General features: G+C 66.1%; 25 protein-coding genes. 20 read left to right on the top strand and 5 right to left on the bottom strand.

The features are described from left to right. Positions 1–123: 123 nt before the first annotated feature. The 7 genes from ACTIF6_RS02330 (at position 124) to holA (ending at position 6,990) form a co-directional block, all read left to right on the top strand. The gene (locus ACTIF6_RS02330) at positions 124–696 is read left to right on the top strand and encodes an outer membrane protein assembly factor BamE (protein ID WP_439586386.1); all 573 of its coding nucleotides are present in this window, start codon (positions 124–126) and stop codon (positions 694–696) included. Continuing rightward, entirely contained in the window at positions 693–1,502 is an 810-nt protein-coding gene (gene dapB, locus ACTIF6_RS02325; RefSeq protein WP_439586385.1) for a 4-hydroxy-tetrahydrodipicolinate reductase, read from the top strand. The genes ACTIF6_RS02330 and dapB overlap by 4 nt, the downstream gene beginning before the upstream one ends. Beyond that, entirely contained in the window at positions 1,499–2,173 is a 675-nt protein-coding gene (locus tag ACTIF6_RS02320) for a MotA/TolQ/ExbB proton channel family protein (protein WP_439586384.1), read from the top strand. Before dapB ends, ACTIF6_RS02320 begins: the two co-directional genes overlap by 4 nt. Further along, a complete protein-coding gene (locus ACTIF6_RS02315) occupies positions 2,170–2,604 on the top strand; it encodes an ExbD/TolR family protein (protein ID WP_439586383.1) in 435 nt (144 codons plus the stop codon). The genes ACTIF6_RS02320 and ACTIF6_RS02315 overlap by 4 nt, the downstream gene beginning before the upstream one ends. Before the next feature lie 112 nt (positions 2,605–2,716). After that, the gene (gene leuS / locus ACTIF6_RS02310) at positions 2,717–5,365 is read left to right on the top strand and encodes a leucine--tRNA ligase (protein WP_439586382.1); all 2,649 of its coding nucleotides are present in this window, start codon (positions 2,717–2,719) and stop codon (positions 5,363–5,365) included. A gap of 10 nt (positions 5,366–5,375) precedes the next feature. After that, the gene (locus tag ACTIF6_RS02305; RefSeq protein ID WP_439586381.1) at positions 5,376–5,924 is read left to right on the top strand and encodes an LPS-assembly lipoprotein LptE; all 549 of its coding nucleotides are present in this window, start codon (positions 5,376–5,378) and stop codon (positions 5,922–5,924) included. 13 nt (positions 5,925–5,937) lie between these two features. Then, positions 5,938–6,990 carry a DNA polymerase III subunit delta gene (gene holA / locus ACTIF6_RS02300; protein ID WP_439586380.1) on the top strand — a complete coding sequence of 351 codons (1,053 nt, stop codon included), beginning with the start codon at positions 5,938–5,940 and terminating at the stop codon, positions 6,988–6,990. 28 nt (positions 6,991–7,018) lie between these two features. On the opposite strand, the gene ACTIF6_RS02295 is transcribed toward holA, so the two are convergent. Continuing rightward, positions 7,019–7,987 (bottom strand): helix-turn-helix domain-containing protein, encoded by a 969-nt coding sequence (locus tag ACTIF6_RS02295; RefSeq protein ID WP_439586379.1) that lies wholly within the window; start codon positions 7,985–7,987, stop codon positions 7,019–7,021. A 192-nt stretch (positions 7,988–8,179) separates the two neighbouring features. Here ACTIF6_RS02295 and ACTIF6_RS02290 point away from each other — a divergent pair, with 192 nt between their 5' ends. The 6 genes from ACTIF6_RS02290 (at position 8,180) to ACTIF6_RS02265 (ending at position 14,574) form a co-directional block, all read left to right on the top strand. Then, positions 8,180–9,376, top strand: coding sequence for an amino acid ABC transporter substrate-binding protein (locus ACTIF6_RS02290; RefSeq protein ID WP_439586378.1), 1,197 nt, complete (start codon positions 8,180–8,182; stop codon positions 9,374–9,376). Positions 9,377–9,484: 108 nt separating this feature from the next. Continuing rightward, on the top strand, positions 9,485–10,387 hold the full coding sequence (locus ACTIF6_RS02285) for a branched-chain amino acid ABC transporter permease (RefSeq protein ID WP_439586377.1): 903 nt from the start codon (positions 9,485–9,487) through the stop codon (positions 10,385–10,387). A gap of 85 nt (positions 10,388–10,472) precedes the next feature. After that, entirely contained in the window at positions 10,473–11,501 is a 1,029-nt protein-coding gene (locus ACTIF6_RS02280; RefSeq protein WP_439586376.1) for a branched-chain amino acid ABC transporter permease, read from the top strand. Continuing rightward, positions 11,491–12,282: an ABC transporter ATP-binding protein gene (locus ACTIF6_RS02275; RefSeq protein ID WP_439586375.1), complete on the top strand. Its 792-nt coding sequence runs from the start codon at positions 11,491–11,493 to the stop codon at positions 12,280–12,282. Before ACTIF6_RS02280 ends, ACTIF6_RS02275 begins: the two co-directional genes overlap by 11 nt. Continuing rightward, positions 12,279–13,097 (top strand): ABC transporter ATP-binding protein, encoded by an 819-nt coding sequence (locus ACTIF6_RS02270; RefSeq protein ID WP_439586374.1) that lies wholly within the window; start codon positions 12,279–12,281, stop codon positions 13,095–13,097. The genes ACTIF6_RS02275 and ACTIF6_RS02270 overlap by 4 nt, the downstream gene beginning before the upstream one ends. Positions 13,098–13,119: 22 nt before the next feature. Next, complete coding sequence (locus tag ACTIF6_RS02265; RefSeq protein ID WP_439586373.1) at positions 13,120–14,574, top strand: aldehyde dehydrogenase; 1,455 nt, start codon at positions 13,120–13,122, stop codon at positions 14,572–14,574. A gap of 8 nt (positions 14,575–14,582) precedes the next feature. Here ACTIF6_RS02265 and ACTIF6_RS02260 read toward each other — a convergent pair whose 3' ends face one another. Further along, positions 14,583–15,266: a winged helix-turn-helix transcriptional regulator gene (locus tag ACTIF6_RS02260; RefSeq protein ID WP_439586372.1), complete on the bottom strand. Its 684-nt coding sequence runs from the start codon at positions 15,264–15,266 to the stop codon at positions 14,583–14,585. Positions 15,267–15,393: 127 nt separating this feature from the next. Between ACTIF6_RS02260 and ACTIF6_RS02255 the strand changes: the two genes are divergently transcribed. Both ACTIF6_RS02255 and ACTIF6_RS02250 read left to right on the top strand, forming a co-directional pair. Further along, positions 15,394–16,284 (top strand): class I SAM-dependent methyltransferase, encoded by an 891-nt coding sequence (locus tag ACTIF6_RS02255; protein WP_439586371.1) that lies wholly within the window; start codon positions 15,394–15,396, stop codon positions 16,282–16,284. Between the two features lie 85 nt (positions 16,285–16,369). Beyond that, positions 16,370–16,834 carry a CreA family protein gene (locus ACTIF6_RS02250; RefSeq protein ID WP_439586370.1) on the top strand — a complete coding sequence of 155 codons (465 nt, stop codon included), beginning with the start codon at positions 16,370–16,372 and terminating at the stop codon, positions 16,832–16,834. Here ACTIF6_RS02250 and ACTIF6_RS02245 read toward each other — a convergent pair. Further along, positions 16,812–17,474 (bottom strand): glutathione S-transferase, encoded by a 663-nt coding sequence (locus ACTIF6_RS02245; RefSeq protein WP_439586369.1) that lies wholly within the window; start codon positions 17,472–17,474, stop codon positions 16,812–16,814. The genes ACTIF6_RS02250 and ACTIF6_RS02245 overlap by 23 nt on opposite strands. 50 nt (positions 17,475–17,524) lie before the next feature. Here ACTIF6_RS02245 and ACTIF6_RS02240 point away from each other — a divergent pair, with 50 nt between their 5' ends. The 3 genes from ACTIF6_RS02240 to ACTIF6_RS02230 are packed head-to-tail and all read left to right on the top strand — an operon-like array spanning position 17,525 to position 19,605. Beyond that, complete coding sequence (locus ACTIF6_RS02240) at positions 17,525–18,001, top strand: hypothetical protein (RefSeq protein WP_439586368.1); 477 nt, start codon at positions 17,525–17,527, stop codon at positions 17,999–18,001. A gap of 21 nt (positions 18,002–18,022) precedes the next feature. Continuing rightward, positions 18,023–19,303: a glutamate-5-semialdehyde dehydrogenase gene (locus ACTIF6_RS02235; protein WP_439586367.1), complete on the top strand. Its 1,281-nt coding sequence runs from the start codon at positions 18,023–18,025 to the stop codon at positions 19,301–19,303. A gap of 23 nt (positions 19,304–19,326) precedes the next feature. After that, positions 19,327–19,605, top strand: a complete 279-nt coding sequence (locus ACTIF6_RS02230; RefSeq protein WP_439586366.1) for a DUF2277 domain-containing protein — start codon at positions 19,327–19,329, stop codon at positions 19,603–19,605. 3 nt (positions 19,606–19,608) lie between these two features. Here ACTIF6_RS02230 and ACTIF6_RS02225 read toward each other — a convergent pair whose 3' ends face one another. After that, the gene (locus tag ACTIF6_RS02225) at positions 19,609–19,896 is read right to left on the bottom strand and encodes a hypothetical protein (RefSeq protein WP_439586365.1); all 288 of its coding nucleotides are present in this window, start codon (positions 19,894–19,896) and stop codon (positions 19,609–19,611) included. Positions 19,897–20,008: 112 nt separating this feature from the next. Here ACTIF6_RS02225 and gshA point away from each other — a divergent pair, with 112 nt between their 5' ends. After that, on the top strand, positions 20,009–21,301 hold the full coding sequence (gene gshA, locus ACTIF6_RS02220; RefSeq protein WP_439586364.1) for a glutamate--cysteine ligase: 1,293 nt from the start codon (positions 20,009–20,011) through the stop codon (positions 21,299–21,301). Positions 21,302–21,433: 132 nt separating this feature from the next. Continuing rightward, a complete protein-coding gene (locus ACTIF6_RS02215) occupies positions 21,434–23,302 on the top strand; it encodes a potassium transporter Kup (RefSeq protein ID WP_439586363.1) in 1,869 nt (622 codons plus the stop codon). A gap of 37 nt (positions 23,303–23,339) precedes the next feature. On the opposite strand, the gene ACTIF6_RS02210 is transcribed toward ACTIF6_RS02215, so the two are convergent. Next, the gene (locus tag ACTIF6_RS02210; RefSeq protein ID WP_439586529.1) at positions 23,340–25,868 is read right to left on the bottom strand and encodes a calcium-binding protein; all 2,529 of its coding nucleotides are present in this window, start codon (positions 25,866–25,868) and stop codon (positions 23,340–23,342) included. Positions 25,869–26,253 lie beyond the last annotated feature (385 nt).

Raw genomic sequence — 26,253 nt, 5'->3', positions numbered from 1 at the left:
GAGGCGGTCCGACGCTGTGGGGACCCGGGACTACAATGACCGGATCATATCGCCAGCGCCCTGTGCCCGCCGCAATTTCCGTCGGTTCACATACAGGGCTCCGCGCTTACAAGGCCCGCTCTCATGCATTCATCTGGTCATCACGGCATTGCTGCCCTGAATCGCCCCCGTCTTGTGCGGGTCATCGTCTGTGCGCTGGCACTGGTGAGCCTGGGTGCCTGCTCAGGCTATGGCGACGGCACCTACGGCCTCACCAGCCTCGTCACACCCTACAAGATCGACATCCTGCAGGGGAATGTGGTCACACGCGAACAGTCGCAGTTGCTCAAGCCGGGCATGACACGCCCCCAGGTGCGCGACGTGCTGGGTTCGCCGCTGCTCACCAGCGTGTTCCATGCCGAACGCTGGGACTACGTGTTCACCTACAAGCGCCAGGGGCAGGAGCCGCAGCGCCGCAAGCTCACCGCTTTCTTCAAGGGCGATGTGCTGGATCGCGTCGAATCCGATGAATTGCCCAGCGAAGTGGAGTTCGTGGCCTCGCTCGACTCGCGCCGCAAGATGGGTAAGGTGCTGCCCCTGGAAGCCACGCCTGAACAGCTCAAGGCTTTCCAGGAGCGCAACCCCGGCACCCCGGTGACGCCACCGCCGAGCGCGCCGGCCGATGCGAACTACCCGCCCCTGGAGGGCGCTCAATGAGCGGCCCCTTGCGGGTCTGCGTGGCGGGCGCCAGCGGGCGCATGGGGCAGATGCTGGTGGAAGCGGTGCGTGCCAGCGGCGACAGTGTGCTCTCGGGCGCGCTCGACATCGCCAGCAGTCCCGCCATTGGACAGGATGCGGGTGCCTTCGCCGGCCATGCCACTGGCGTGACCATCACCGCCGACTTGTCGCAAGGCCTTTCGGGCAGCCAGTACCTGATCGACTTCACGCGCCCTGAAGGCACCATGGCGCACCTGCGCGAGTGCGCGAAGCACGGCGTGGCCGTGGTGATCGGCACCACGGGGTTTTCCGACGACCAGAAGGTGGAGATCGCGCAGATCGCCAAACGGATTCCGGTCGTCATGGCGCCCAACATGAGCGTGGGCGTCAACGTCACGCTCAAGCTGCTGGAGATGGCGGCCAAGGCCATGTCCACCGGCTACGACATCGAGATCATCGAGGCCCATCACCGCCACAAGGTGGATGCACCCAGCGGTACCGCGCTCAAGATGGGCGAGGTGATTGCCGACGCGCTGGGCCGTGACCTCAAGGATTGCGCTGTTTACGCCCGCGAAGGCGTGACCGGCGAGCGCGACCCGTCCAGCATCGGTTTCGCCACCATCCGTGGTGGCGATATCGTGGGCGACCACACCGTGCTGTTTGCCGGTACCGGTGAGCGCATCGAGATCACGCACAAGTCGAGCAGCCGCGCCACCTACGCGCAAGGCAGCCTGCGCGCCGTGCGTTTTCTGGCCGACAAGCCGGCCGGCTTGTACGACATGTTCGACGTCCTCGCACTGAAATGACCGACGGCGTGGGCCAGGGGCTCCTGCAGACGTTGGCGCAGGCCGATGCGCTGGGTCGTGTGGTCGCATTGCTCTTGCTGGCCATGTCGGTGTCGAGCTGGGTGGTGATTCTCTGGAAAGGCTGGATGCTGCGCCGCGCTGCGCGGGACGTGGCCTTGAGCACAGCGGCGTTCTGGCAATCGGCCGATCTCGACGACGCCGAGCGCCGTCTGGAGCGTTTCGATGCGCAGCGCATCGTGCTGCCGCTGCTGCAGGCCGCGCGCGGCCTCGACGATGCCGCACCCCGGACCCTGGCCACCTCGGCCGATCGGTCGCAGCAACTCACGCGCGTGCTGCGCGGTGCCCTGCACGGCGTGCTGCACCGCCTGCAGTTCGGCCAGGTGCTGCTGGCCACGGTCGGCTCGACCGCGCCCTTCGTCGGCCTGCTCGGCACGGTCTGGGGCATCTACCACGCACTCACCGGCATCGGCCAGGAAGGGCGCTTCCACATCGAGCAGGTGTCCGGCCCTGTGGGTGAGGCGCTGGTGATGACCGCCGCCGGCCTGGCGGTGGCCATTCCCGCGGTGCTGGCCTACAACGTGCTGGGTCGGCAGATCGCCCGTATCGAGGCCGATCTGGAGGGCTTTGCGCGCGATCTGCGCGAATTGCTGCACAAGGGAGTGGGGGCATGAGCTTCGGTGGGCTCGAGAAGCCCGTGGGCCACCAGCCCATGAGCGACATCAACGTCACGCCCCTGGTGGACGTGATGCTGGTGCTGCTGGTCATTTTCATCATCGCTGCGCCGTTCATGGCCAGTCGGCTGGCGCTGGACCTGCCGCAGGCCGAGACGCCGAGCCTGGCGCAGGCGGGCAACGAAGCCATTGTTTCGGTCGAGGTCGATGCCCGGGGCCAGATCCACTGGGATGGCCAACCTGTGTCCCAGGACACCCTGCGCGAGCGCCTGCAGGAAGCCGCGCGGCGCGACCCATCGACCGAACTGCAATTGCGCGCCGACGCCAGCGTGCCTTATGGTCAGGTGGTGCAGCTCATCGGCCTGGCGCAGTCGGCCGGGCTCTCGCGCATCGGCTTCGTGGCCGACGCGCCGCCGGCCCCCGCGCGCTGAAAGCCGCCGCCACCGGGCGGGCGCGGGCCAAGGCCTAAAATCCGGCATCTCCCGCGCTGCAGCGCGCCGTCTTCCCCCTCACCCCGTCCCCGGCCTGTCCGGATCCTGGTTCATGCAAGAAAAGTACGCCCACCAAGATGTCGAGCGCGCCGCGCACGCCCACTGGAACGCCACCGACGCCTACCGCGTGAGCGAAGTCGCCGGCAAGAAGAAGTTCTACGCCTGCTCGATGCTGCCCTACCCCAGCGGCAAGCTGCACATGGGCCACGTGCGCAACTACACCATCAACGACATGCTGGCACGGCAGCTGCGCATGGCCGGCCACAACGTGCTCATGCCCATGGGCTGGGACGCCTTCGGCCTGCCGGCCGAGAACGCGGCGCTCAAGAACAAGGTGCCGCCAGCCAAATGGACCTACGACAACATCGCCTACATGAAGCAGCAGTTGCAGGCGATGGGACTGGCGATCGACTGGTCGCGCGAGATCGCCACCTGTGATCCCAGCTACTACAAGTGGAACCAGTGGCTGTTCCTGAAGATGCTGGAGAAAGGCACTGCCTACCGCAAGACCCAGGTGGTGAACTGGGATCCGGTGGACCAGACCGTGCTGGCCAACGAGCAGGTGATCGACGGCAAGGGCTGGCGCACCGGCGCGCCAGTCGAGAAGCGCGAGATTCCCGGCTACTACCTCAAGATCACCGACTATGCCGAGGAACTGCTCGAGCATGTGCAGATCGGCAACCCCAAGGCCACGCTCAATGGGTGGCCCGACAAGGTGCGCCTGATGCAGGAGAACTGGATCGGCAAGAGCGAGGGTGTGCGCTTTGCCTTCCCGCACACGATCCAGGACGAAAGCGGTGCGCCGATCGGCGGCGGCCGGATGTACGTCTTCACCACGCGCGCCGACACCATCATGGGTGTCACCTTCTGCGCGGTGGCGCCCGAACATCCGCTGGCCATGCACGCAGCCGCGAGCAACCCCGCCCTGGCCGCTTTCATCGAGGAATGCAAGACCGGTGGCACCACCGAGGCCGAACTCGCGGTGCAGGAGAAGAAGGGCATGTCCACGGGCCTGTCCGTCACGCATCCACTCACAGGGGATGAAGTGGAGGTGTGGGTCGGCAACTACGTGCTGATGAGCTATGGCGATGGCGCGGTGATGGGCGTGCCCGCGCACGACGAGCGCGACTTCGCGTTCGCCAACAAGTACGGCCTGCGCATTCGGCAGGTGGTGTCGGTCGAGGGCGAGGTTTTCAGCACCGATGTCTGGGCCGACTGGTATGGTGACAAGCAGCGCGGCGTGTGTGTGAACTCCGGCGTGCTCGACGGCCTGGCCTACAAGGCCGCCGTGGACAAGGTGGCCACGCTGCTGGCCAACAAGGGCATGGGCGAGAAGAAGACCACCTTCCGACTGCGCGACTGGGGCGTGAGCCGCCAGCGCTACTGGGGCACGCCCATCCCCATCATCCACTGCGACGAGCACGGCGCCGTGCCGGTGCCCGAGAAGGACCTGCCGGTGGTGTTGCCCACCGACTGCGTGCCCGATGGCTCCGGCAACCCGCTGCACAAGCACGAGGGCTTTCACGCAGGCGTGACCTGCCCCGTGTGTGGCAAGGCCGCGCGCCGCGAGACCGACACCATGGACACCTTTGTCGACTCGTCGTGGTACTTCATGCGCTACTGCGACCCGGCCAGTACTGAAGCAATGGTGGCCGATGGTGCGAAGTACTGGATGCCGATGGACCAGTACATCGGCGGCGTTGAGCACGCGGTGCTGCATCTGCTGTATGCACGCTTCTGGACCAAAGTGATGCGCGATCTCGGCCTGCTGACGGTCGATGAGCCCTTCACCCGGCTGTTGACCCAGGGGATGGTGCTCAACCACATCTACTTCCATCGTGACGAGAAGGGCGGCAAACACTACCACCCGCCCCTCGAAGTAACGCCCATTCTTGACGCCGAAGGGCGCATTGCCGGTGGCAGGGCCGCAGATGGCACACCGCTCGAGTATGGTGGCGTCGGCAAGATGGGCAAAAGCGAGCGCAACGGCGTCGATCCGCAGGACCTGATCGAGAAGTACGGCGCCGACACCGCGCGCCTGTACACCATGTTCACCGCGCCGCCCGAGGCCACGCTGGAGTGGAACGACGCGGCGGTGGAGGGCAGCTACCGCTTCCTGCGCCGCGTGTGGGCCTTTGGTGTGAAGCTCTCCGCTGCCGGTGGCCTGGGCGCGCTGGCGGCTGGCGTGTCGAAGCAGCCGCTGTCCAAGGCCGCCAAGGCCCTGCGGCTGGAGATCCACACCGTGCTCAAGCAGGTGGACTACGACTACCAGCGCATGCAATACAACACCGTGGTCTCGGGTGCCATGAAGATGCTGAACGCGCTGGAGGATTTCAAGGGCGACGGCGGTGCGGGCGACACCGCCGCGCAGGCCGAAGGCTTCGGCATCCTGCTGCGCGCGCTCTATCCCGCCACACCGCACATCACGCACACGCTCTGGAGCGAGCTGGGTTACAGCGGCGAGCTGCTCGATGCTCCCTGGCCGCAGGCCGACGAATCGGCCTTGCAGCGCGACGAGATCGAGCTGGTGCTGCAGGTCAATGGCAAGCTGCGCGGCAGCGTGACCGTGCCCGCTGGTGCCGACAAGGCCGTCATCGAGGCAGCGGCGCTGGCCAGCGAGGCGTTCATCAAGCAGGCCGCGGGTGCCGCGCCCAAGAAAGTGATCGTGGTGCCCGGCCGGTTGGTCAACATCGTTGTCTGAGGTTCGATCCATGAATGCCGTTGCCCGCCCCGATCTTCTGCCACGCCGTCGCGTCCTGCTGGACATGGCCATCGGTCTGGCTTCGCTCGGCCTGGCGGGTTGTGGCTTCGCGTTGCGCAAGGCGCCCACCTTTGCCTTCCAGACGATCCGTCTGCAAGGCAACGAGGGCACGGCCGTGGCGCGCGAGCTGCGTGAGGCGTTGCAGGCCAATGGTCTTCAGGTGCTGACCTCGGCAGCCGCCCAGCCCACTCAGCCAACTCAGCCCGCGCAGGTGGTGCTCACCGTGGTCACCGACCAGCGCGAGCGCGCGGTGGTGGGGCAGACGGCGGCGGGCCAGGTGCGTGAACTGCAGTTGCGCACGCGCTTCGTTTTCCGCCTGCGCGCCGCCAACGAGAAAACCCTGATCGATGACACCGAGCTGCTGCTCGAGCGCGACATCAGCTTCACCGAGACGGCCGTGCTGTCCAAGGACGCCGAAGAAGCCATGCTGTACCGCGACATGCAGGGCGACATCGTGCAGCAGGTGCTGCGACGGCTCGCGGCGGTGAAGTCGCTCTGAGGACCGGGCGCCCATGCAGATCGCCGCACCGCAACTTGCTGTCCATCTGCAGAAAGGGCTGAGGAGCCTCTACACCCTGCATGGCGATGAACCACTGCTGGTGCAGGAAGCCGCCGACGCCATCCGCGCCACCGCGCGCGAACAGGGGTACACCGAGCGAACGGTGCACACCGTGGCTGGCGCGCATTTCGACTGGGGCGAGGTGCTGGCCAGTGGTGGCTCCATGAGCCTGTTCGCCGACAGGCAACTCATCGAGATCCGCATCCCGTCCGGCAAACCGGGCAAGGACGGCTCGCAGGCGCTGCAGCAGATCGCCGAGGCCGCGAAGGACAACGACAGCACGCTCACGCTGGTGATCCTGCCGCGGCTGGACATGGCCACGCAGAAGGGCGCCTGGTTCGCGGCGCTGGAGAGTTTCGGCGCCACCATCAAGTTCGACCCCGTGGACCGCAAGGCGCTGCCGGCCTGGATCGCACAGCGCCTTCAGCAGCAGGGCCAGCGCGTGGCGGCGGGCGAAGAAGGCCAACGCACGCTGCAGTTCTTTGCCGACCGGGTAGAGGGCAACCTGCTCGCCGCGCACCAGGAGATCCAGAAGCTGGCGCTGCTGCACCCTCAAGGTGAACTTTCCTTCGACCAGGTGGAGGCGGCGGTGCTGAATGTGGCGCGTTACGACGCCTTCAAGCTGGCAGAAGCGGTGCTGGGCGGGCAGGTGCAGCGGGTGCAGCGCATGCTGGCGGGCTTGCAGGCCGAGGGGGAGGCGCCTGTGCTGGTGCACTGGGCGCTGTCGGAGGACATCCGCACCTTGCACCGCGTGCGCACGGCGCTGGATGCAGGGCGGCCGTTGCCGATGGCGCTGCGCGAGAACCGGGTGTGGGGTGTGAAGGAGAAGCTCATGGAGCGAGCGTTGCCTTTGCTGAACCTGGCCACGCTGTCTCGCTGGCTGGACGATGCGCACACGGTGGATGGGATCGTGAAGGGTCTCAAGGTGCCCACCTGGCCTGCGGATCCCTGGCAGGCTTTGCAGCAGTTGGCTCACAAGGTCTCATTGGCCTGTTCGGTTCGCTGACGCCATCGCGCAGCGAACAGGCACCCGCTCAGATCGCCGAACGGGTCCTCAGGGCAGATTCCCGGAAATCGCTGGGCGACTGCCCCGTGTGCTCCCGGAACACGCGGCTGAAATGCGCCCCGTTGTTGAAACCCCAGGAGAAAGCGATCTCCGTGATGGTGCGCTGCGAGCGTGAAGGGTTGGAGAGTTCGCGCATGCAGGCCTGGATGCGCTGGCGCTGGATGTAGTGGGCCAGCGTGTCGTCTTCGGCGCTGAAGGCGTTGTGCAGATGGCGTTTGCTGCAGTTCAAGGCCTGGGCAATGTGGTCCAGCGTGAGGGAGGGGTCGCGCAGGTGCTGGCCGATGTGCTCGCGGATGCGGTCGCGAAACGCCTCGAGTTGCGTGGTGGCGTTGCCTTTGCCCGCCAGCTCCTGCAGCGACAGCCGCACCAGTTCCACGATGAGCTCCCCCGCACCGCGCGCCGCGTTCTCGCTCATGCCCGGCAGCTCCTGGTAAGTGGCGCGCATGGTCTCCAGTGCCACGCGTGCGATGCCGCTCACGCCGCCCACGTGCCGCGCCATCAGCGGCTCCAGCCGCAACCCGCGTTCCGTGAGCTGGTCCTTGGGCAACATCACGATCAGGTGTTCCACCCGCTCCGGGTTGGCGATTTCGTAGCTGCCGGTGGTGTCGTAAATCGCCCAGCCACCCGGGCGCACCCAGGCCTCGCGGCCCTGCTGCTGCACCGCCGCGCTGCCTTGCCAGGGCGCCACGATCTTCAGGTAGGCGCGCTCGCTGCCGCGCGCCAGCTGGGGGCTGCGCAGCACGCGGTGGCGGTTGGCTTCCAGCTTGGTCAGCACCACGTCGCCCGCGTGCGAGGCCGACATGTGCCCATCAAACACCGTGTCGCCGTACAGGTCCGACTCCAGGCCGCCGAAATGCGTCCACACCCAGTCGCGCCAGATCGCCGCGCGCTCGCCCGGCGCGACGATGTCGGTGCTCATCACGGAGGAAGAAGTCATGTGGGGTTTCCGGGGTGGGACGGTAGACCAAATTATCGACGGCGGGATCGAGCAGCGCGCCAGGCGATTTCAAGGGTTAACCCGCACCGTTGTGCACGCTCCGACAAGCCGGCAGTGCACCGACGGCATAGCGTGCGGCGCCTGTTCTGCTTAGCATGAGGGCTCGGTCAACCACAACGCCAGGAGACAACCATGGTCCATCCCACTCGACGTCTGGTCATCAAGAGCGCCGCCGCCACGGTGGGCGCCATGTCCATCGCCCCTCAGTTGCTGGCGCAGCCCGCGCCCGTTCGCATCGGCTATTCCATGTCGCGCACCGGCCCCTGGACCGGCGGTGCGCAGGTGAGCCAGGAGCCCAACTACCTGCTGTGGGCCGAGCAGCAGAACGCCGCCGGCGGCCTGGACGTGAAAGGTACGCGCCGCAAGATCGAGCTCATCAGCAGCGACGACCGCAGCGACATGGAAACCGTGATTCGCACTTACGAAAAGCTCATGGGCAGCGACAAGGTCGACCTGATCCTGCCGCCCTGGGGCAGCAACGCCAACTTCGGCGTGGCGCCATTGGCCAACCGCTTCGGCTACCCCTTCCTCGCGCCCACCGCGCTCTCGCGCCGCCTGGCCGAGATGAAGCTGCCCTACTTCTTCCTGCTGCTGCAGCAACCCAAGCCCATGTGCGACGCGCTGGTCGACATGTTCAAGGCCAATGGCGTGAAGACGGTCGCCGTGGTCTATGTGGACGACCTGTTCGGTCTCGAGAACTACTCGGCGCTGAAGGTGGCGCTGCAGGGCACCGGCATCAGCCTGGTGCAGGAAACCAGCTACCCCGGTGGCGTGAAAGATCTGGGCCCCACGCTGCGCAGCATCAAAGACAAGAACCCCGACGCGTTCGTGGGTTTCACCTACCCGCCCGACACCATCCTGGCCAGCCGCCAGAGCAAGGAAATCGGCTTCAACCCGAAATTCTTCTACGCCTCGGTGGGCACCGCGTTCCCGCTGTACAAGAACGTGATGACGCCGGCCGGCGCCGAAGGCGTGCTCGGCATGGGTTCGTGGAACAGCAAGACCAGCCCAGGTGCCAAGGCCTACTTTGACGCCCACGTGGCGAGCCAGAAGAAGGAACCCGATCGCTGGGCCAGCGGCGCCTGCTGGGCAGGGCTGGAGATCCTCACCAACGCGGTGAAGGCGCAGGGCCTGGACCGCAAGGCGATCCGCGACTACGTGGCCAACACCACGCACAAGACCATCATCGGCGACATCAAGTTCAGCGGCAGCGAGAACGTCGGCACGCCGGGCACGGTCGGCCAGTGGCAGAACGGCGAGTTCGAGGTGGTGTGGCCGCAGAAGGTGGCCACGGCCAAACTGAATCCGGCCAAACCCGCCTGGAGGTAGAGCTCCCCCCGCGCCGCGCCTGCGGCGCGTCACCCCTCAAGGGGCAACGTCTGCGGCCCGGCAAAGCCGGTTCCGCGACGTTCTGGATCAGTTTCTTCTCTCTCCCGTATGTCCTTCTCTTCCTGGCTCGAACTCATCGCCTCCGGTCTCATCACCGGGGGCATCTATGCGCTCGTCGCGCTCGGGCTGAACCTGCAGTACGGGCTGATGCGCATCCTCAACATCGCGCACGGTGAATTCCTGATGGTCGGCGCCTTCGTCACCTGGATGGTTCAGACCTCGTTCGGGCTGTCTCCGCTGTGGATGATTCCGGTCTCGTTCGGGTTGCTGATGGCGCTGGGCGTGGCGGTGCACTGGCTGTGTTTCCGGCGGCTCACGGCGACCTCGCCCAACCTCGATGTGTTCGAGGCACGCGGTCTGATGGTCGCCTTCGGCCTCATGTTTCTGGTGCAGAACTTCATCTCCTACGTGTGGGGCGGTGACCTGCGCGGCTACGACTACCTCACGCAACCGCTGTCGATCCCGCTGCCCGGCGGGAATGCGCAGTTCGCGGTCAACAAGCTGCTGGTGTTCGCGCTGGCGCTGCTGTTCTCCGGCGCGCTCATCGTGCTGCTGCGCATGACGCTGCTGGGCAAGGGTGTGCGTGCGCTCATGCAGTCACCCATCGGCGCGCAGCTCGTCGGCATCGACACCAAGCGCCTGCACCCGCTCATGTTCGGCATCGGCCTGGGTCTGTCCGGCGTGGCGGGCTGCCTGCTCTCCATGGCCTACACCATCAGCCCGTCCATGGGCGAGCCCTACACCGTCACCGCGCTCATCGTCATCACGCTCGGCGGCTTCGGCAGCATGGGCGGCGCGCTGGCCGGCGGCCTGCTGCTCGGCGTGATCGAGGCCATCGGCATGCACTTCACCAATCCTTCGCTCAAGGCCTTGCTGAGCTATGTGGTGTTCATCGGCGTGCTTCTGCTGCGCCCCGAAGGCCTGTTCGCCAGAAAAACAAGAAAAGCATGACCCCCACGCTCGTCACTTCGTGTACTTCGCTGCCCCCCGAGGGGGCTGTCGGCCCCTTGGGGCGGCCCGGCGGAGCCGACTTCGCATGAACTCTCGTCAATTCCTCATCCGCGACCTGCTGGTCCTCTTCGGCTTCACCGGCTGGGCGATCGCGCTGCCCGGCTTCGCCAGCGAGTTCATCGTCTCCATGGCGCTCACCTGCCTGATGTACGTGGCGCTGTCGTCGAGCTGGGCGCTGTTCTGCGGCACCACGCGTTACCTGTCGCTGGCCACCTCGGCCTTCTTCGGCATCGGCGCCTACACCAGCGCCTTGCTGCTGGAGACCGTGCCCTGGGTGCAGGCCATTGCGCTCGGTGCACTCATCGCAGCGGCCGTGGCGGTGATCATGGGCGCTGCCGTGCTGCACCTGCGCGGCACCTACTTCGCGGTGCTCACCTTCGGCATGACCGAGCTCATCCGCCATGCCATCAGCTATTTCGAGAAGAGCGTCACCGGCACCGTGGGCCGCGTGCTCATGGTGGTGCCCGAGCGCGACACCATCTACTTCACCGTGCTCGCGCTCGCCGTGCTCACGGTGGCGCTGTCCATCGGCATCCGCCGCACGCGCTTCGGCCTGGCCATGCTCGGCATCGGCGCCGACGAGCAACGCGCGCAGACCCTGGGTGTGAACACGCGCCTGGTGAAGATCGCCGGCTTTGCCCTCACGGCGGCGGTGGCCGGCGCGGTGGGTGCGGCCATGTCGGTGCGCTGGACCTACATCGACCCGCACACCGTGTTCAACCCCTTCATTGGTTTTCAGACCGTGCTGATCGCGCTCATCGGCGGCGCCATGACGCTCTGGGGTCCGCTGATTGCCGCCATCGTCTTCAGTGTGCTGGCCGAGACGCTGCGCCTGCAGGTGCCGCAGGTCTACATGATGTCGCTCGGCCTGCTGCTGATCCTCTCGGTGCTGTACCTGCCGGGTGGCCTCGCTTCGCTGCGCGCTGAAACCTTCCGGGGCTGGCGCGACAGCTCCAAGGCTTGGTGGAAAGACATCAAGGACGACCTGAGCGGCGAGACGAAACGGCGAAAGCTTCGCGAGAAAGAACAGCGGGAGCGGCGCCATGTCTACTGAAGCCCTACCTTTGCTCGATGCCCGCGAAGTCACCGTGCGCTTCGGTGGCCTCACCGCCGTGGACGCGGTCAGCGCGCGCTTCATGCCCGGTGAACTCGTCGGCATCATCGGCCCCAACGGAGCGGGCAAGACCACATTTTTCAACGCCATTTCCGGCGTGACGAAGCCCAGCAGCGGCACGTTGCAGGTGCAGGGCCGCGAACTGGCCGGCAAGGCGCCGCACCGCTTCGCCGCGAATGGCCTGGCGCGCACCTTCCAGACGCCGCGCACCTTCGGCGACATGCTGGTGCGCGACAACATCGCCTTCGGCTTGAAGTTCGCCGGCCGGCGCCCGCGCAAGTACGTGTTCTGGGGCGAAGAGACCACGGTGCCCTGGGTGCTGCGCACGCCCGAGAGCATCCTCGGCCTCATTGGTCTCAGCGCGCAGGCCGGCCTGCCGGCCGCCGCCATCACGCCCTCACAGCAGCGCCTGCTGGAGATCGGTATGGCGCTGGCCACGCGCCCGCGCTTGCTGCTGCTCGACGAAGTGGCCGCTGGGCTGACCGAATTCGAACTCGAGGAAATGGCGCGCCTGATCCGCCGCCTGCGTGACGAACTGGACCTCACCGTGGTCTGGATCGAGCACGCTGTGACCACGCTGCTGCGCCATGTGGAGCGCGTGATCGTGCTGCACCAGGGCCGCAAGATCGCCGACGGCACACCGGCCGAGGTGGTGCGCAACGCCGAGGTGATCGAGGCCTACCTGGGCGACGAGATGAGCGAAGAGGAGGCCACCGCATGATGTGGTACCGCCAGACCCCGTTCGAGCTCGGCGGCGGTGCGCGTGCCCGGCTCAAGGTGGACGGCCTTTCGGCCGGCTACGGCGCTTTCCTTGTGCTGCGCGACGTGAAGCTCGACATCCAGCCCGGTCTGACCGTGGTGCTCGGCCCCAACGGCGCGGGCAAGACCACGCTGCTCAAGGCGCTCAACGGCCTGATCCCGCGCATGGGCACGGTGCTGCTCGATGGCGAGGAGCTGGCCGAGAAAACGCACGAGATCGTGGAGGCCGGTGTGGCGCTGGTGCCCGAGGGCCGGCAGCTGTTTCCGCAGATGACGGTGGCCGAGAACCTGGAGCTCGGTGGCTGGCTGGTGCCGAAGGCCGAGCGCGCGCGCCGGCTGGAGCAGGCCTTTGCCGATTTCCCCAAGCTGAAGGAACGCGCCACGCAGATGGCTGGCACCATGAGTGGTGGCGAGCAGCAGATGGTGGCCGTTGCGCGCGCCATGATGTGCGCGCCGCGCCTGCTCATGCTCGACGAGCCCTCGCTCGGTCTGGCGCCGCGCATGGTCGACGAACTGCTGGCGATTGCGCGCCGCATCGCCGATGCCGGCACCACCGTGCTGATGGTGGAGCAGAACGTGAAGAAGGCGCTGGCCGTGGCCGACCGCGGCTACGTGCTCGAACGCGGCACGCTTGTGGCCAGTGGCCCGGCGAAGCTGCTCGCACGCTCCACCGTGATTCGCGAGGCCTACCTGGGCGCCGACAAGGACCCCGCCACCGGCATCACCAGCGCGGCCGATGCCGTGAACCGCCGCAAGGCATTGGCCACCACCGCCTGAACACCTTTCAAGGAGAAACCCCATGTCCGACATGTCCATGCTCATCAACGGCCTGAAGGTCACCGCCGAAAAAGGTGCCACCTTCGAACGCCGCAACCCACTCGACGGCAGCGTCGCCACGCGCGCACCCGCTGCCTCGCCGGCCGACGCGGTGATGGCGGTGGAAGCCGCCGCCGAAGCCTTCCGCGCCTGGAGCGAGACCGGTCCCGGCGAGCGCCGCGCGCTGCTGCTGAAAGCGGCCGATGCGCTGGAGGCCAAGACGCCGGCCTTCATCGAAGCCGTGTCCGCAGAGACCGGCGCCACCGGCATGTGGGGCGGCTTCAACGTGTTCCTGGCCGCCGGCATGATCCGCGAGGCCGCCGCGCTCACCACGCAAGTGGCGGGCGAAGTGATTCCGTCCGACGTGCCCGGCTCGCTGGCCATGGGCGTGCGCCAGCCGGCCGGCGTGGTGCTGGGCATTGCCCCGTGGAACGCACCCATCATCCTGGGCGTGCGGGCCATCTGCGTGCCGCTCGCCTGCGGCAACACGGTGATCTTCAAGGGCAGCGAGAACTGCCCGCGCACGCACCAGCTCATCGTCGAGGCCTTCCAGGAAGCGGGCTTCCCGCCGGGCGTGGTGAACTACATCACCAACGCCCCGGCCGACGCCGGTGCCGTGGTGGAGGCGATGGTGGCGCACCCTGCGGTGCGCCGCGTGAACTTCACCGGCTCCACCAAGGTGGGCAAGATCATCGCCATGACCTGCGCGAAGTACCTGAAGCCTGTCGTGCTCGAACTCGGCGGCAAGGCACCTCTGGTGATCCTGGACGACGCCAACATCGAAGACGCCGTCAACGGCGCGGCCTTCGGCTGCTTCGCCAACAGCGGCCAGATCTGCATGAGCACCGAGCGCCTCATCGTTGACGAGAAGATCGCCGACGAGTTCGTGAAGAAGTTCGGCGACAAGGCCAAGTCCTTGCCGCTGGGCGACCCGCGCAAGCCCGAGCCGGTGGTGCTCGGCTCGGTCATCGGCATGGGCACGGTGGACCACTGCAATGCGCTGATCGACGACGCGCTGGCCAAGGGCGCCAAGCTGGTGTGCGGCGGCAAGGCCGACACCACCCTCATGCCCGCCACGGTGCTCGACCACGTGACCCCGGCCATGCGCATCTACCACGAGGAAACCTTCGGCCCGGTGAAATGCGTGGTGCGCGTGAAGGGTGTGGAAGAAGCCATTGCCTGCGCCAACGACAACGAATACGGCCTCTCGGCCGCCGTGTTCGGCGGTGACATCGCCCGCGCCTTCAACGTGGCCCGCAAGATCGATTCCGGCATCTGCCACGTGAACGGCCCGACCGTGCACGACGAAGCGCAGATGCCGTTTGGCGGCGTCAAGGGCTCTGGCATCGGGCGCTTCGGCGGCAAGGCTGGTATTGCCGAGTTCACCGAACTGCGCTGGATCACGCTGCAGACGACGCCGCGGCACTATCCGTTCTGAGCGCGGCCTCAGCGCTGCGCCATGCGCGTCGGGGCGAACATGCTTCGTCCCAGCCAGCGCCAGAGCCGCTGACCGTTGCGCCCAGCTCCCTGCACCGTGAGGCCACCGGCCTGGATTTCCTGTTCGGGGTCGCTGTCGCCGGTCCAGATTTCGGTGAGTGCGCGCACCGTCGAGTCGACCAGCACGCTGACGTCGTGACCCGGGTCGTCCCGGCACAGATCGGCCACGTGGTCTTCCACCACCAGCCACCATTGCCGCTCGGTTGCAGGGCCATCGCTGAACCGGAAGTGGACCACCGTGCGTTCTGCGTCGGGGAACTCTTCCATGCGCGCGAAGCGGCGGATGTCCCACATCAGAAAGCCCGCGTCGAGCTGCTCGCGCCGCAGCCGGCTGCCGATCCAGCGCGCGCCCCAGTGGCCGAGGCCGACGACGATCGGCCGCAGTTCCTCGCCAGCGGGCGTCAGGTGGTACTCCCAGTTTTTTTCGACGCGGCGCCGCTCAACGACGCCGATCTCTTCCAGCTTGCGCAAGCGCTGCGTCAGCAGCGTGGCCGACATGCGCGGCACGCCGCGGTGGATGTCGTTGAAGCGGTGGCTGCCGCAGAGCAGCTCGCGCACCACCAGGGGCGTCCACAGTTCACCCAACACCTCGGCCCCTCGGGCGACGGTACAGAACTGCATGTAGTCGATCATGCGGGCCAGTCTAGCGGTGTGCCGCCAGAACGCCTACTCCAGATTCTGGACTTGAGGGCGCTCTGCATCGGGCTTAACTTGAAGACCGACCGTGCACATCGCACCGGTCTTTTCAAGGAGCACTGCCATGACCGAGACCCTCGTTTCCTCCCCCGCTGCCCCGGCGGTTTTCGACGCCGAGAAGTTTCGCCAGACCACGCGCGCGCAGTGGGAGAACGCCGCCGAAGCCTGGAACCGATGGGGACCGTTGCTGGCGCGCTGGCTCGGCCCTGCAACCGAGGCCATGCTGGACATGGCGGCGGTCGGCCCCGGCGCGCGCGTGCTCGACGTGGCGGCCGGCGCGGGTGAACAGACCCTGGTCGCGGCGCGCCGCGTGGGTGCGCGCGGCCACGTGCTGGCCACCGACATCTCGCCGGCGATCCTGCGCCACGCGAGATCGGCGGCCGAACAGGCCGGGCTGTCGAACGTGGACACCCGGGAGCTCGATGGCGAGCGCCACGACCAGTTGCCCGGTGCCTCCTTCGACGCCGCGGTGTCGCGCGTCGGGCTGATCTACTTCCCCGACCAACAGCGGGCGCTGGCCGGCATCCGCCATGCGCTGAAGCCGGGCGGGCGCTTTGCCGCGGTGGTGTATTCCACGGCCGAGCGCAACCCCTTCTTCGCCGTGCCGGTCGGCATCATCCGGCGCCGCGCGCAGTTGCCACCACCATTGCCCGGGCAGCCGGGGCCGTTCTCCCTGGGGGGCGAGGGCGTGCTGGCGAAGGCGCTGGAGCAGGCGGGCTTCCGGGACGTGGAGGTGCGCAATGTCGATTCCCCGGTCCGTCTGCCCACGGCCGCCGAGTGCGCGCGCTTCGAACGGGAGTCCTTCGGTGCCCTGCACCAGATGATGGCCGGCCTGAGCGACGACGAACGCGCCGACACGTGGAGGGAGATCAAGCAGGCCTTGCTCAGCTTCGAAACCGAGGCAGATGGTTTCGTGGGCCCGTGCGAGATGTTGGTGGGGGCGGGCACGCGCTGACCGGGCCGCGCTGGATCACGCTGCATGTCGAACTCGCAGCGGCCTGCTACTGTGTGGGCATTCAGAATCTTCCAAAAGGTCCACCATGCGCCGCTGCGTCCTCCCTGTCCTGCTGCTGCTCGCCTCCACCGCCCACGCCGAGGAGATCGGCTCGGTCGACACCGTCTTCAAGTTCATCGGCCCGGACCACAAGATCGTGGTCGAGGCCTACGACGATCCCGGTGTGACCGGCGTCACCTGCTACATCTCGCGCGCCAAAACCGGCGGCATCAAGGGCGCGTTCGGCCTGGCCGAGGACAAGTCGGAGGCGTCCATCGCCTGCCGGCAGGTCGGCCCCATCGCCATCGCCAAGCCGGTCAAGGAGCAGGAAGAGATCTTCAGCGAGCGCACCAGCCTGATCTTCAAGCGGCTGCGCATTGTGCGCATGGTGGATGCCAAGCGGAATTCGCTCGTGTACCTCACGTATTCCGACCGCGTGATCGAGGGTTCGCCGCAGAACTCGGTGGCGGTGGTGGCCGTGGATCGCGCTACGCCGATTCCGCTGCGTTGAAGGGCGGGAACCTCGTCGCTCGGCCCGCGGGCAGTCTGACCATGGCCGCTTCGAACAAGGGGTGAGACAGCCAGTCTGAAAGCCAGGTCTTGAGGGCTGGCAAGGGCAGCGTCCCGAACCAGGCAGGTTCCACCGCCGCGAACTGGCGCACGAACGGAAAGACGGCGATGTCCGTGGCGCAAGGGATCTCGCCACCCAGCTGGGCCGAGTGCTGCAGGTGCACGTCCAGCGGCTTCAGCAGCGCATCCATGGCGGCATCCCGGTGCTGGGCTCTGTCTGCCTCGTCGAAGCGTTCGGGGTATTTGTAGCGGTCGAGGTGGTGCTTGAAGCGGCCATCGCACGCACGGAGCAGGTCAAGGTTGTCCGTGCTTTGCGCCCGCATCCACCAGTGTTGCGGGTCGTTCACGCCGAACGCCCATTGCACGATGTCCAGGCTCTGCTCGAGCACGCCGCCGTCGGCGAGCTGAAGCACGGGAACGGTGCCTTTGGGCGACAGGGCCAGCATGGCGGCGGGTTTGTCGCGCAGCACGATTTCGTGCGCATCGAATGCGATGCCCGCTACCAGCAAGGCCATGCGCGCGCGCATGGCGTAAGGGCAACGCCGGTAGCTGTAGAGCAGAGGCACGGGTGCAGGGGTCATGGGATGGGATTAAATCCCACAACCTCGATCTGCCTGTACCCTCCACCCCCATGACATCAGACACCCAGGAACCCATTCACGAAGACCGCCTCTGGAGCGACGACCACTGGACCGCACGGGTCATCAAGAACGAAGACGACGACGGCTGGGCCGTTGCCATTTACCTGGACAACGCGCCAGAACCCGCCCTGGTCGGACCCTGGACCATGGGTCGTGACAAGAAGAACCCCAAGCCGCTGGACACGGCTGCCTTCAACACCCTGGTGAAGACGGCGAAGGAAGTCATTCGGCGTTCGGAGCAGCAGCTTCACGCGCAGTTGAACAAGAACGTGACGGTGACGGTCGACGGGCGGCGCATCCGCGTGGCGCTGGCGATCGTTCCCGACGAAGAGGGCGCCACCGCGACACTGAGCGCGCACGACGAATTCGATGTGGAACTGGCCCGTGTGCCTGTGCCGCCCACCTTCAAGCTGAGCGTGGACACCGCTCAGGCATGGATAACTGCCGGGTTCGAGCGGCCGCGCTGAACCTCTGCGAAAATTCGCGGCATGAACGCGACCAGCACCACCGAACTCATGCACACGCTGGGCCAGCAGGCCAAGGCGGCGTCGGCACACATGGCCAAGGCCAGTGCGGCCACCAAGTTGGCGGCGCTGCGCGGCCTGGCCGCCCTGCTGCGAGCCAATGTGGACGCTCTGCAGTTGGACAACGCGAAAGACCTGGAGCGCGCCCGCGCCAACGGCCTGTCCGAACCCATGGTGGACCGGCTCAAGCTCACGCCCAAGGTCATCGAGATTTGCGCCCAGGGCTGCGAACAGCTGGCGGCCATGCCCGACATCATTGGCGACATCACCGGCATGAAACAGATGCCCAGTGGCATCCGCGTGGGCCAGATGCGCGTGCCCATCGGCGTGTTCGGCATGGTCTACGAGAGCCGGCCCAACGTCACCATCGAAGCCGCGTCGCTGTCCATCAAGAGCGGCAACGCCGCCATCCTGCGCGGCGGCTCCGAGGCCATCGAATCCAACCGCGCCCTGGCAGCGCTGGTGCAACGCGCCTTGACAGATGCCGGCCTGCCGGCCGATGCGGTGCAGCTCGTGCCCACCACCGACCGCGCCGCCGTGGGCCAGCTCATCACCATGCCGCAGTACGTGGACGTGATCATCCCGCGCGGCGGCAAGGGCCTGATCGAGCGCATCAGTGCCGAGGCCAAGGTGCCGGTGATCAAGCACCTGGACGGCAACTGCCACACGTATGTGGACGATCCCTGCGACATCGCCATGGCGGTGAAGGTGGCGGACAACGCCAAGACGCAGAAGTACAGCCCCTGCAACGCCACCGAGAGCTTGCTGGTGGCGCGTGGCGTGGCGACTGATTTCCTGCCGAAGATCGGCGCGATCTACGCCGGCAAGGGGGTTGAAATGCGCGTGTGCGCCACCTCACGTGCGCTCTTGGCAGACGTGAAAGGTGCGAACGTGAAAGACGCCACCGAGGCCGACTGGTCCGAGGAATACCTGGCGCCGGTCATCAGCATCAAGGTGGTGGCGGGTGTGGACGAAGCCATTGCGCACATCAACCACTACTCGTCGCACCACACCGACGCCATCCTCACCACCGACCACGTTCATGCTCAGCGCTTCCTGCGCGAAGTCGACTCGGCCAGCGTGATGGTGAATGCGAGCACCCGCTTCGCTGATGGTTTCGAGTTCGGCCTGGGTGCCGAAATCGGCATCTCCACCGACAAGTTCCACGCACGCGGCCCCGTGGGTGTGGAGGGCCTGACCTCGCTGAAGTACGTGGTGCTGGGCGAGGGCGAGGTGCGCGGCTGATTCACACCGGGAGGGACGTGGCCATGTGCCGGAACATCAAGACCCTGTTCAACTTCGAGCCCCCTGCCACCGAGCTGGAAATCCGCGACGCCGCGCTGCAGTTCGTGCGCAAGCTCAGCGGCTTCAACGTGCCGTCCCAGGCCAACGAGGCGGCTTTCGAGCGGGCTGTGGAGCAGGTGGCGGGCTCTGCAAGAGATCTCATCCAGTCGTTGTGCACCAACGCCGCACCGCGCGACCGCGAGGTTGAAGCGGCCAAGGCGCGGGCCCGGTCGGCCGCGCGCTTCGGCACGCCGGCAGGCTGACGCTCAGCGCCGCCCCGGCCAATCCGTACCGCCCTCGCCCTCGAACACCGCGCGCAGCAGGTTGCCGGCCTGCGAAGCCAGCGTGGCCAGGCCCCAGATCATCAGCCACGGGCTGGAGCGGGTGGGCTGCATGCCGCTGTCCCACCAGTACGCAAACGCCCCCGCGAGGGTGAACAGGGTGCCCAACAAGAGAAACACCACCATCAGCAGCACCCGCAGGCCAGTGCTCTCGGGCGGGCGCAGCACGCTGAACCAGGCGGCCAGGGCGGTGAGCAGGGCGAAGAAGGTCATGGCAAGGGCTCCTTGGGAGTCGATTGTGGGTGAACCGGGTGCCCGTCTGGCTTGAAAAAACCGCCATTCGGCCCCATTACACTGGTTGCCTCCCACCCCATCCGTCTCCGCCATGGTCCCCCACCTCGTCACCGCCCTGACCGGCCCCATCAACGAGCTCGAACAGCGCATCCTCGAATCCACCCCGGTGATCGAGCGCTGGTTCCGGCTGGAGTGGATGGAGCACACGCCGCCGTTCTACACCTCGGTGGACGTGCGCAACGCCGGCTTCAAGCTGGCGCCGGTGGACACGAACCTGTATCCCGGCGGCTGGAACCACCTCACGCCCGAAATGCTGCCGCTGGCGGTGCAGGCCGCCATGGCCGCCATCGAGAAAATCTGCCCCGAAGCCAAGAACCTGCTGCTGGTGCCCGAGAACACCAAGGACATCTTCTATCTGAGCAACCTGGCGCAACTGCAGCGCATCTTCTACATGGCCGGGCTCAACGTGCGCCTGGGTTCCATCTCCAACGACATCAAGGCGCCCACCACCATCGAGCTGCCTGGCGGCGAAAAGGTGGTGCTGGAGCCGCTGATCCGCAGCAAGCGCCGCCTTGGCCTGAAGAACTTCGACCCCTGTACCATCCTGCTCAACAACGACCTGAGCGCCGGCGTGCCCGGCATCCTGGAAGACCTGCACGAGCAGTACCTGCTGCCGCCGCTGCACGGTGGCTGGGGAACGCGGCGCAAGAGCCACCACTTCAAGGCCTACGAAGAAGTGTCCAAGCGCTTCGGCAAGCTGCTCGGCATGGACCACTGGCTGATCAACCCCATGTTCAACCAGTGCGGCCAGGTCGATTTCAACACCGACGCCGGGCTGGATTGCCTGCGCACCAACACCGACGCGCTGCTCGGCAAGATCCGCCGCAAGTACAAGGAATACGGCATCAACGAGAAGCCGTTCGTGGTGGTCAAGGCCGACAACGGCACGGGCGGCATGGGCATCCTGACCGTGCGCGACGCCAAGGACATCGACAACCTTTCCGCCAAGACCAAGGCCCGCATGGCCGTGACGCAGGGCGGTCAGGAAGTGCACGAGGTCATCATCCAGGAAGGCGTGCTGACCAACGAGCGCATCAACAGCGCCGTGGCCGAGCCGGTCGTCTACATGATGGACCGCTACGTGGTCGGCGGCTTCTACCGCGTGCACGCCGACCGCGGCGTGGACGAGAACCTGAACGCGCCAGGCTCCAGCTACGTGCCGCTGGCGTTCGAGCAGAGCGCGCAGTTGCCACAGCCCGGCGTGAAGCCTGGAGCCAGCGTACCCAATCGCTTCTACATGTACGGCGTGATCGGTCGCCTGGCCATGCTGGCCGCCAGTTACGAGCTTGAAGCCACGGACCCCGACGCCGAGGTCTACGAGTAAGTTGCTGCGGCGCAACATTTTCTTGGGCGCGCCGCTTTAGACGACAGAGCCCACAGACAGGGCGGGCTGGGCCGGCGCAAAATCGCGTTCCCCCGACAACGAACCCCGGGCCGAACAGGCCGGGGTTGTTTTGTGTCAGCTTCCAAGTCGTCACTGGCGGCGCTCACCCTGGGCGCCATTGGCGTGGTCTACGGCGATATCGGCACCAGCGTGCTGTACGCCGTCAAAGAGGTCTTTGGTTCCGGCCACGTTCCGTTCACCCACGCCAACGTCTACGGCATCCTCTCCATCCTGTTCTGGACGCTGACGGTCATCGTCTCGCTGAAGTACGTCTCGCTCGTGCTGCGCGCGGACAACAACGGCGAAGGTGGGCTGATCGCCATGCTGGCGCTGGCGTCCACGGCGGTGAAAGACCGGCCCGCGCTGCGCCAGGGCCTGCTGGCCGTGGGCATCTTCGGCACCGCGCTGTTCTATGGCGATGGCGTCATCACGCCGGCCATCTCGGTGCTGTCGGCGGTCGAAGGCCTGGAGGTGATCTCGCCGCACTTCAGGCACTACGTGGTGCCCATCACGCTGATGGTGCTGTTCGCCCTGTTCGCGGTGCAGAAGCGCGGCACCACGGGCATCGGCCGCTTCTTCGGGCCCATCACGCTTACCTGGTTCCTCACCATCGCCGCCCTCGGCGTGGCACAGATCGTGGGCCATCCCGAGATCCTGGGCGCGCTCAGCCCGCTGCATGCGCTGCGCTTCCTGTGGGAACAGCCCGGCACCACCTTCATCATCCTGGGCGCGGTGGTGCTGTGCGTCACCGGCGCCGAAGCGCTCTACGCCGACCTGGGCCACTTCGGCAAGCGGCCGATCCGCCTGGCCTGGTTCCTGGTCGTCATGCCTTGCCTCACGCTCAACTACTTTGGCCAGGGTGCCTTGCTGCTGGAGCGGCCCGAGGCGGTGAAGAACCCCTTCTTCAACATGGCGCCCGAGTGGATGCTGCTGCCGCTGGTGGTCCTCGCCACCCTGGCCACGGTGATCGCCTCGCAGGCGCTGATCACCGGTGCCTTCAGCGTGACCAAGCAGGCCATCCAGCTCGGCTACCTGCCACGCCTGAAGGTGCTGCACACCAGCGTGCGGCACACCGGCCAGATCTACATGCCGTTCGTGAACTGGGGGCTGTTCACCGCCATCGTGCTCGCGGTCGTCATGTTCAGATCGTCCACCAACCTGGCGGCCGCCTATGGCATCGCGGTCACGCTGGACATGCTCATCACCACGGTGCTCACGTTCTACGTGATCCGCTACAGCTGGAAATACCCGTTGTGGGTGTGCCTGGCCGCCACCGGCTTCTTCTTCCTGGTCGATCTGGCCTTCTTCAGCTCCAACCTGCTCAAGCTGTTCGCTGGTGGCTGGTTCCCGCTGCTCATCGGCGGTGTGGTGTTCACCCTCATGATGACCTGGAAGCGCGGTCGCTCGCTGATGCTGGAGAAGCAGCACGCCGACGCCATCGAACTCGGCAGTTTTCTCGACGCCCTGTTCGTTGCTCCGCCGGTTCGCGTTGAAGGCACCGCCGTGTTTCTCACCGCCGATGCCGGTACCGTGCCCAACGCCATGCTGCACAACCTCAAGCACAACAAGGTGCTGCACGTGCAGAACCTGTTCGTCACCGTGCGCAGCCACGAGGTGCCCTGGATCGGCCTGGAGAAACGCCTGCAGATCGAGCCTCTGGGGCACGACTGCTGGCAGGTGACGGTGAACTACGGCTTCAAGAACGATCAGGATCTGCCCGAAGCACTGGAAGCCATGCGCGGGCGTGGCTGCGAAGTGGGGCCCATGACCACCAGCTACTTCCTCTCGCGCGATGTGGTGGTGCCCACCATCGGCAGCGGCATGGCGCCCTGGCGCGAGAAGCTGTTTGCGCAGATGCACCACAACGCCAGCGGCGCGGCGGAATTCCTGAATCTGCCGAGCAATGCGGTGATCGAGCTGGGGTCGAAGGTGGAGATCTGAACAGGAGGTCGTCCAGGCTGAGCCCCACCCCAGCCCGTCACATCACCACCACCGCCTGCTGCACGAACAGCTCGCGCCCCGCCGCCCCGCTGTGCGTGTACACCGCGTAGTCCAGTCCCTGGTGTTGCTGGGTGCCCGCGCCGCTCCAGCTCCCCGAGCCACCCACCAGTTGCACCGCATCGCCCGCATCCCCCAGCACGATCAGCCGGTCTTCATCTTCGTCGGGCATGCTCAGCAACTGGTCGATGGTGAGTTTTGCGGTGTTGTTGCCCCCACCGGTCAGGTCGATCCGCTCGATGCCCGTGAACGTGGTCTGCCCGTAGGCCGTGAAGTCCAGCAGCACCCCGCTCTGGTCGCTCCTGAGCGCCAGTGTGTCCGTGCCCGCCCCACCGTCGTAGCGCGAGTGGGCCAGGGCGGCCCGCTCGGCCGTGCCCAGTGTGATCACGTCGTCGCCTGCGCCCGTCACCTGGCTGGCCGCCACCGCGCCTGGCGCCGCCTGGCTGCTCACGCGCAGCTGGATCGTGCTGCCGCTGGTGAATGCCGGGTCGGTGAGCGTGACCGTGGTGCCGCTGACGGCGCTCGTGGCGTCCTGCCAGGTTTCACCGCCGTCGATGGAGTATTCGAGCCGCTCGGTCAGGATCGGCGTGCCGCCCGCGCTGAGCCAGTTCGCCTGCACCGCCATGAATGCTCCCGTGGCTTCGTTATAGAGCCGGGTGTCGGCATTGGCGTTGAAGACGATGTGGCCGTCGGCGAACCAGAGCTCGTCGTCTTCGCCCACGCTGGTGAGCCTGACCACTTCGGTGGGCCGGGTCTTGTGGGTGAAGGTGTAGACGCCGGTGTCCTGCTCGATCGTCTGGGTGTAGTCGTTCAACTGGCCAGTGAAGCGGATGCGATCGTTGCCAGAGCCGAGCACACGCGCATCGATGCCGGTGCCCGGGGTGACGTAGACCGAATCGTCGCCCGCGCCGCCCATCACCACGTTCATGGCCTGCCCGCTGCTGCGCAGGGGGGCGAGGTCCTGGCCGAGCATGCCCTTGATGTTGACCTGGATCGGCAGGCCGGTGGCCACGGGGCTGTGGGCTTGTGCGTCGGTGAGCACGGTGGCCAGCGGGCGCGAGAGCGTGGCACTGAGGGTGGTTGTGGTGGTGTCGATACCCTGGATGGCGAGGGTGGCATCGGGTGTGTTCGCCGGGGTGCCCTGAGGCACCAGGAAGCTGGCTTCAATGGCCTTGAAGGCGCCGGTGCTCTCGTCGTAGAGGCGGGCATCGCTCAGGGCGTTGAAGACGATATGACCGTCCTGGAAGTACAGCACATCGTCATCGCCCACGCTGGTGAGCTGGAGCACTTCGCCCAGGCGGGTCTTGTGGGCGAAGGTGTAGACACCGGTGTCCTGGTCGATCGCCTGGAAGTAGTCGCTCAGCTTGCCGGTGAGGTAGATGGTGTCGGCACCCGAGCCCATGACCCGGGCGTCCACCCGCATGCCCGCGCCCACGTGCAGCGTGTCGTCTCCAGAGGAGCCGGTGACGACGTGCAGGGCTGGCGCACTGGAGTCACCCAGGCCGATGACGGGGTGGGCGAGGTCGAGTTCGTCGCCTCCGGCGCGCTTGAGGACGTACCGGATCTGGGTGGCCGGTGTTTCTGCGGTGACCATCCAGTGGACGACGTCATCGAAGTCCCAGGTCTTGCCGTTGGCGAAGGCGATGGTCTCGACGGTGCCGCGCTCGGCGTCGAAGTAGCCGCTCACCCGCACCTGGTCGTTGCCTGCGCCACCGAAGTTCAGGATGAGATCGGTGCCTTCCCGGCTGGGGCGGGTGCTGGTGGGGGTGGGGGTGGGGCTGATGCCGTCTCCCAGGCGCAGGGTATCGTGGCCCTGGCCGTCGAGCTCGATGAGGGTGTCGGAGCCGCCGCCGAGGTGGTAGTGGTAGGTGTCGTCGCCTGCACCGCCTGCGAGGACGTTGGCGGCGCTGTTGCCGGTGAGGTGGTTGGCTTCGCTGTTGCCGCTGCCGTCGATGGCGTTCTCTCCGGTGAGGATGAGGCTGAGGTAGCCGTCGGGCAGGGTGCGGGTGGTGTCGGACTGAACGGGTGAAACAAAATCTCGCTCGATGTGCAGGGTGAGCACACTACTGATTTCAGCTCCAGCGTGATCGGTGGCCGTCACTCGCACTGCAAACTGCTTTCCTATGCTTTCCTCAGGCGCAGCTCCGCGCAACGACCACGAGATTGAATCGAATTCAAGCCAATCGGGGAGCGCCGAACCATCTGCCAAGGTCGCCGTGAGATCAAGGACATCCCCGGTGTCAGGGTCGACAAACGTATCTGCCGGAAGCACATAGTTCAGTTCGGCATCCAAGTAAAACGTTTGCTCCCCCAATGCCCGCGCCTGTGGAGCGCTGTTGTAACGGCCACCTGCCGCCAGGATTTGCAACACGTCCTCTTGGCTCCATACAGTGCCATCTGCAAACTCGAAAATAGCTTGCTGATGCGGGCCAGCGAAGTAATGGAGCAAAGTTACGGCATCCGATTCTGAGAATTGCACCACCAAAAGATTAGGAAAGTACTGTGACATATTTACATTGGGCGCGACAAAAATTAACTCCGACAGCCAGCCTGCCGACTCACTTCGAAGCAGAGTCACATCAATAGGATTTAAGCCCACCGAAAAGCGGACCACATCCTGCCCTGCGGATGAGGTGCCCGCGGCATCACCGGGAAATACAAAATCAAGTCCATCTCCATTTTCAAAGAAGAATACATCCTTCTTTAGGCCTCCTCGCAAGTAATCGCTTCCGCCAGCGCTTTTGATAAAGTTGGAATAGTCAGCAGAGCCCGTAATGTTATTCCTGCCTTCATCACCAACCAATGTCAATTGACCCATGATGTCAGCATATGTCCATCGAGTTCCATCCGAAAATTCGATAACCGCAGGTTGATGAAGTCCTCTTCCATTAGAA

This window comes from Hydrogenophaga sp. (assembly GCF_051860785.1).
In the GTDB taxonomy this organism is placed as follows: Bacteria; Pseudomonadota; Gammaproteobacteria; order Burkholderiales; family Burkholderiaceae_C; genus Hydrogenophaga.
The sequence above is the reverse complement of the archived record's forward strand: the minus strand, read 5'-3'. Positions and strand labels throughout refer to the sequence as shown.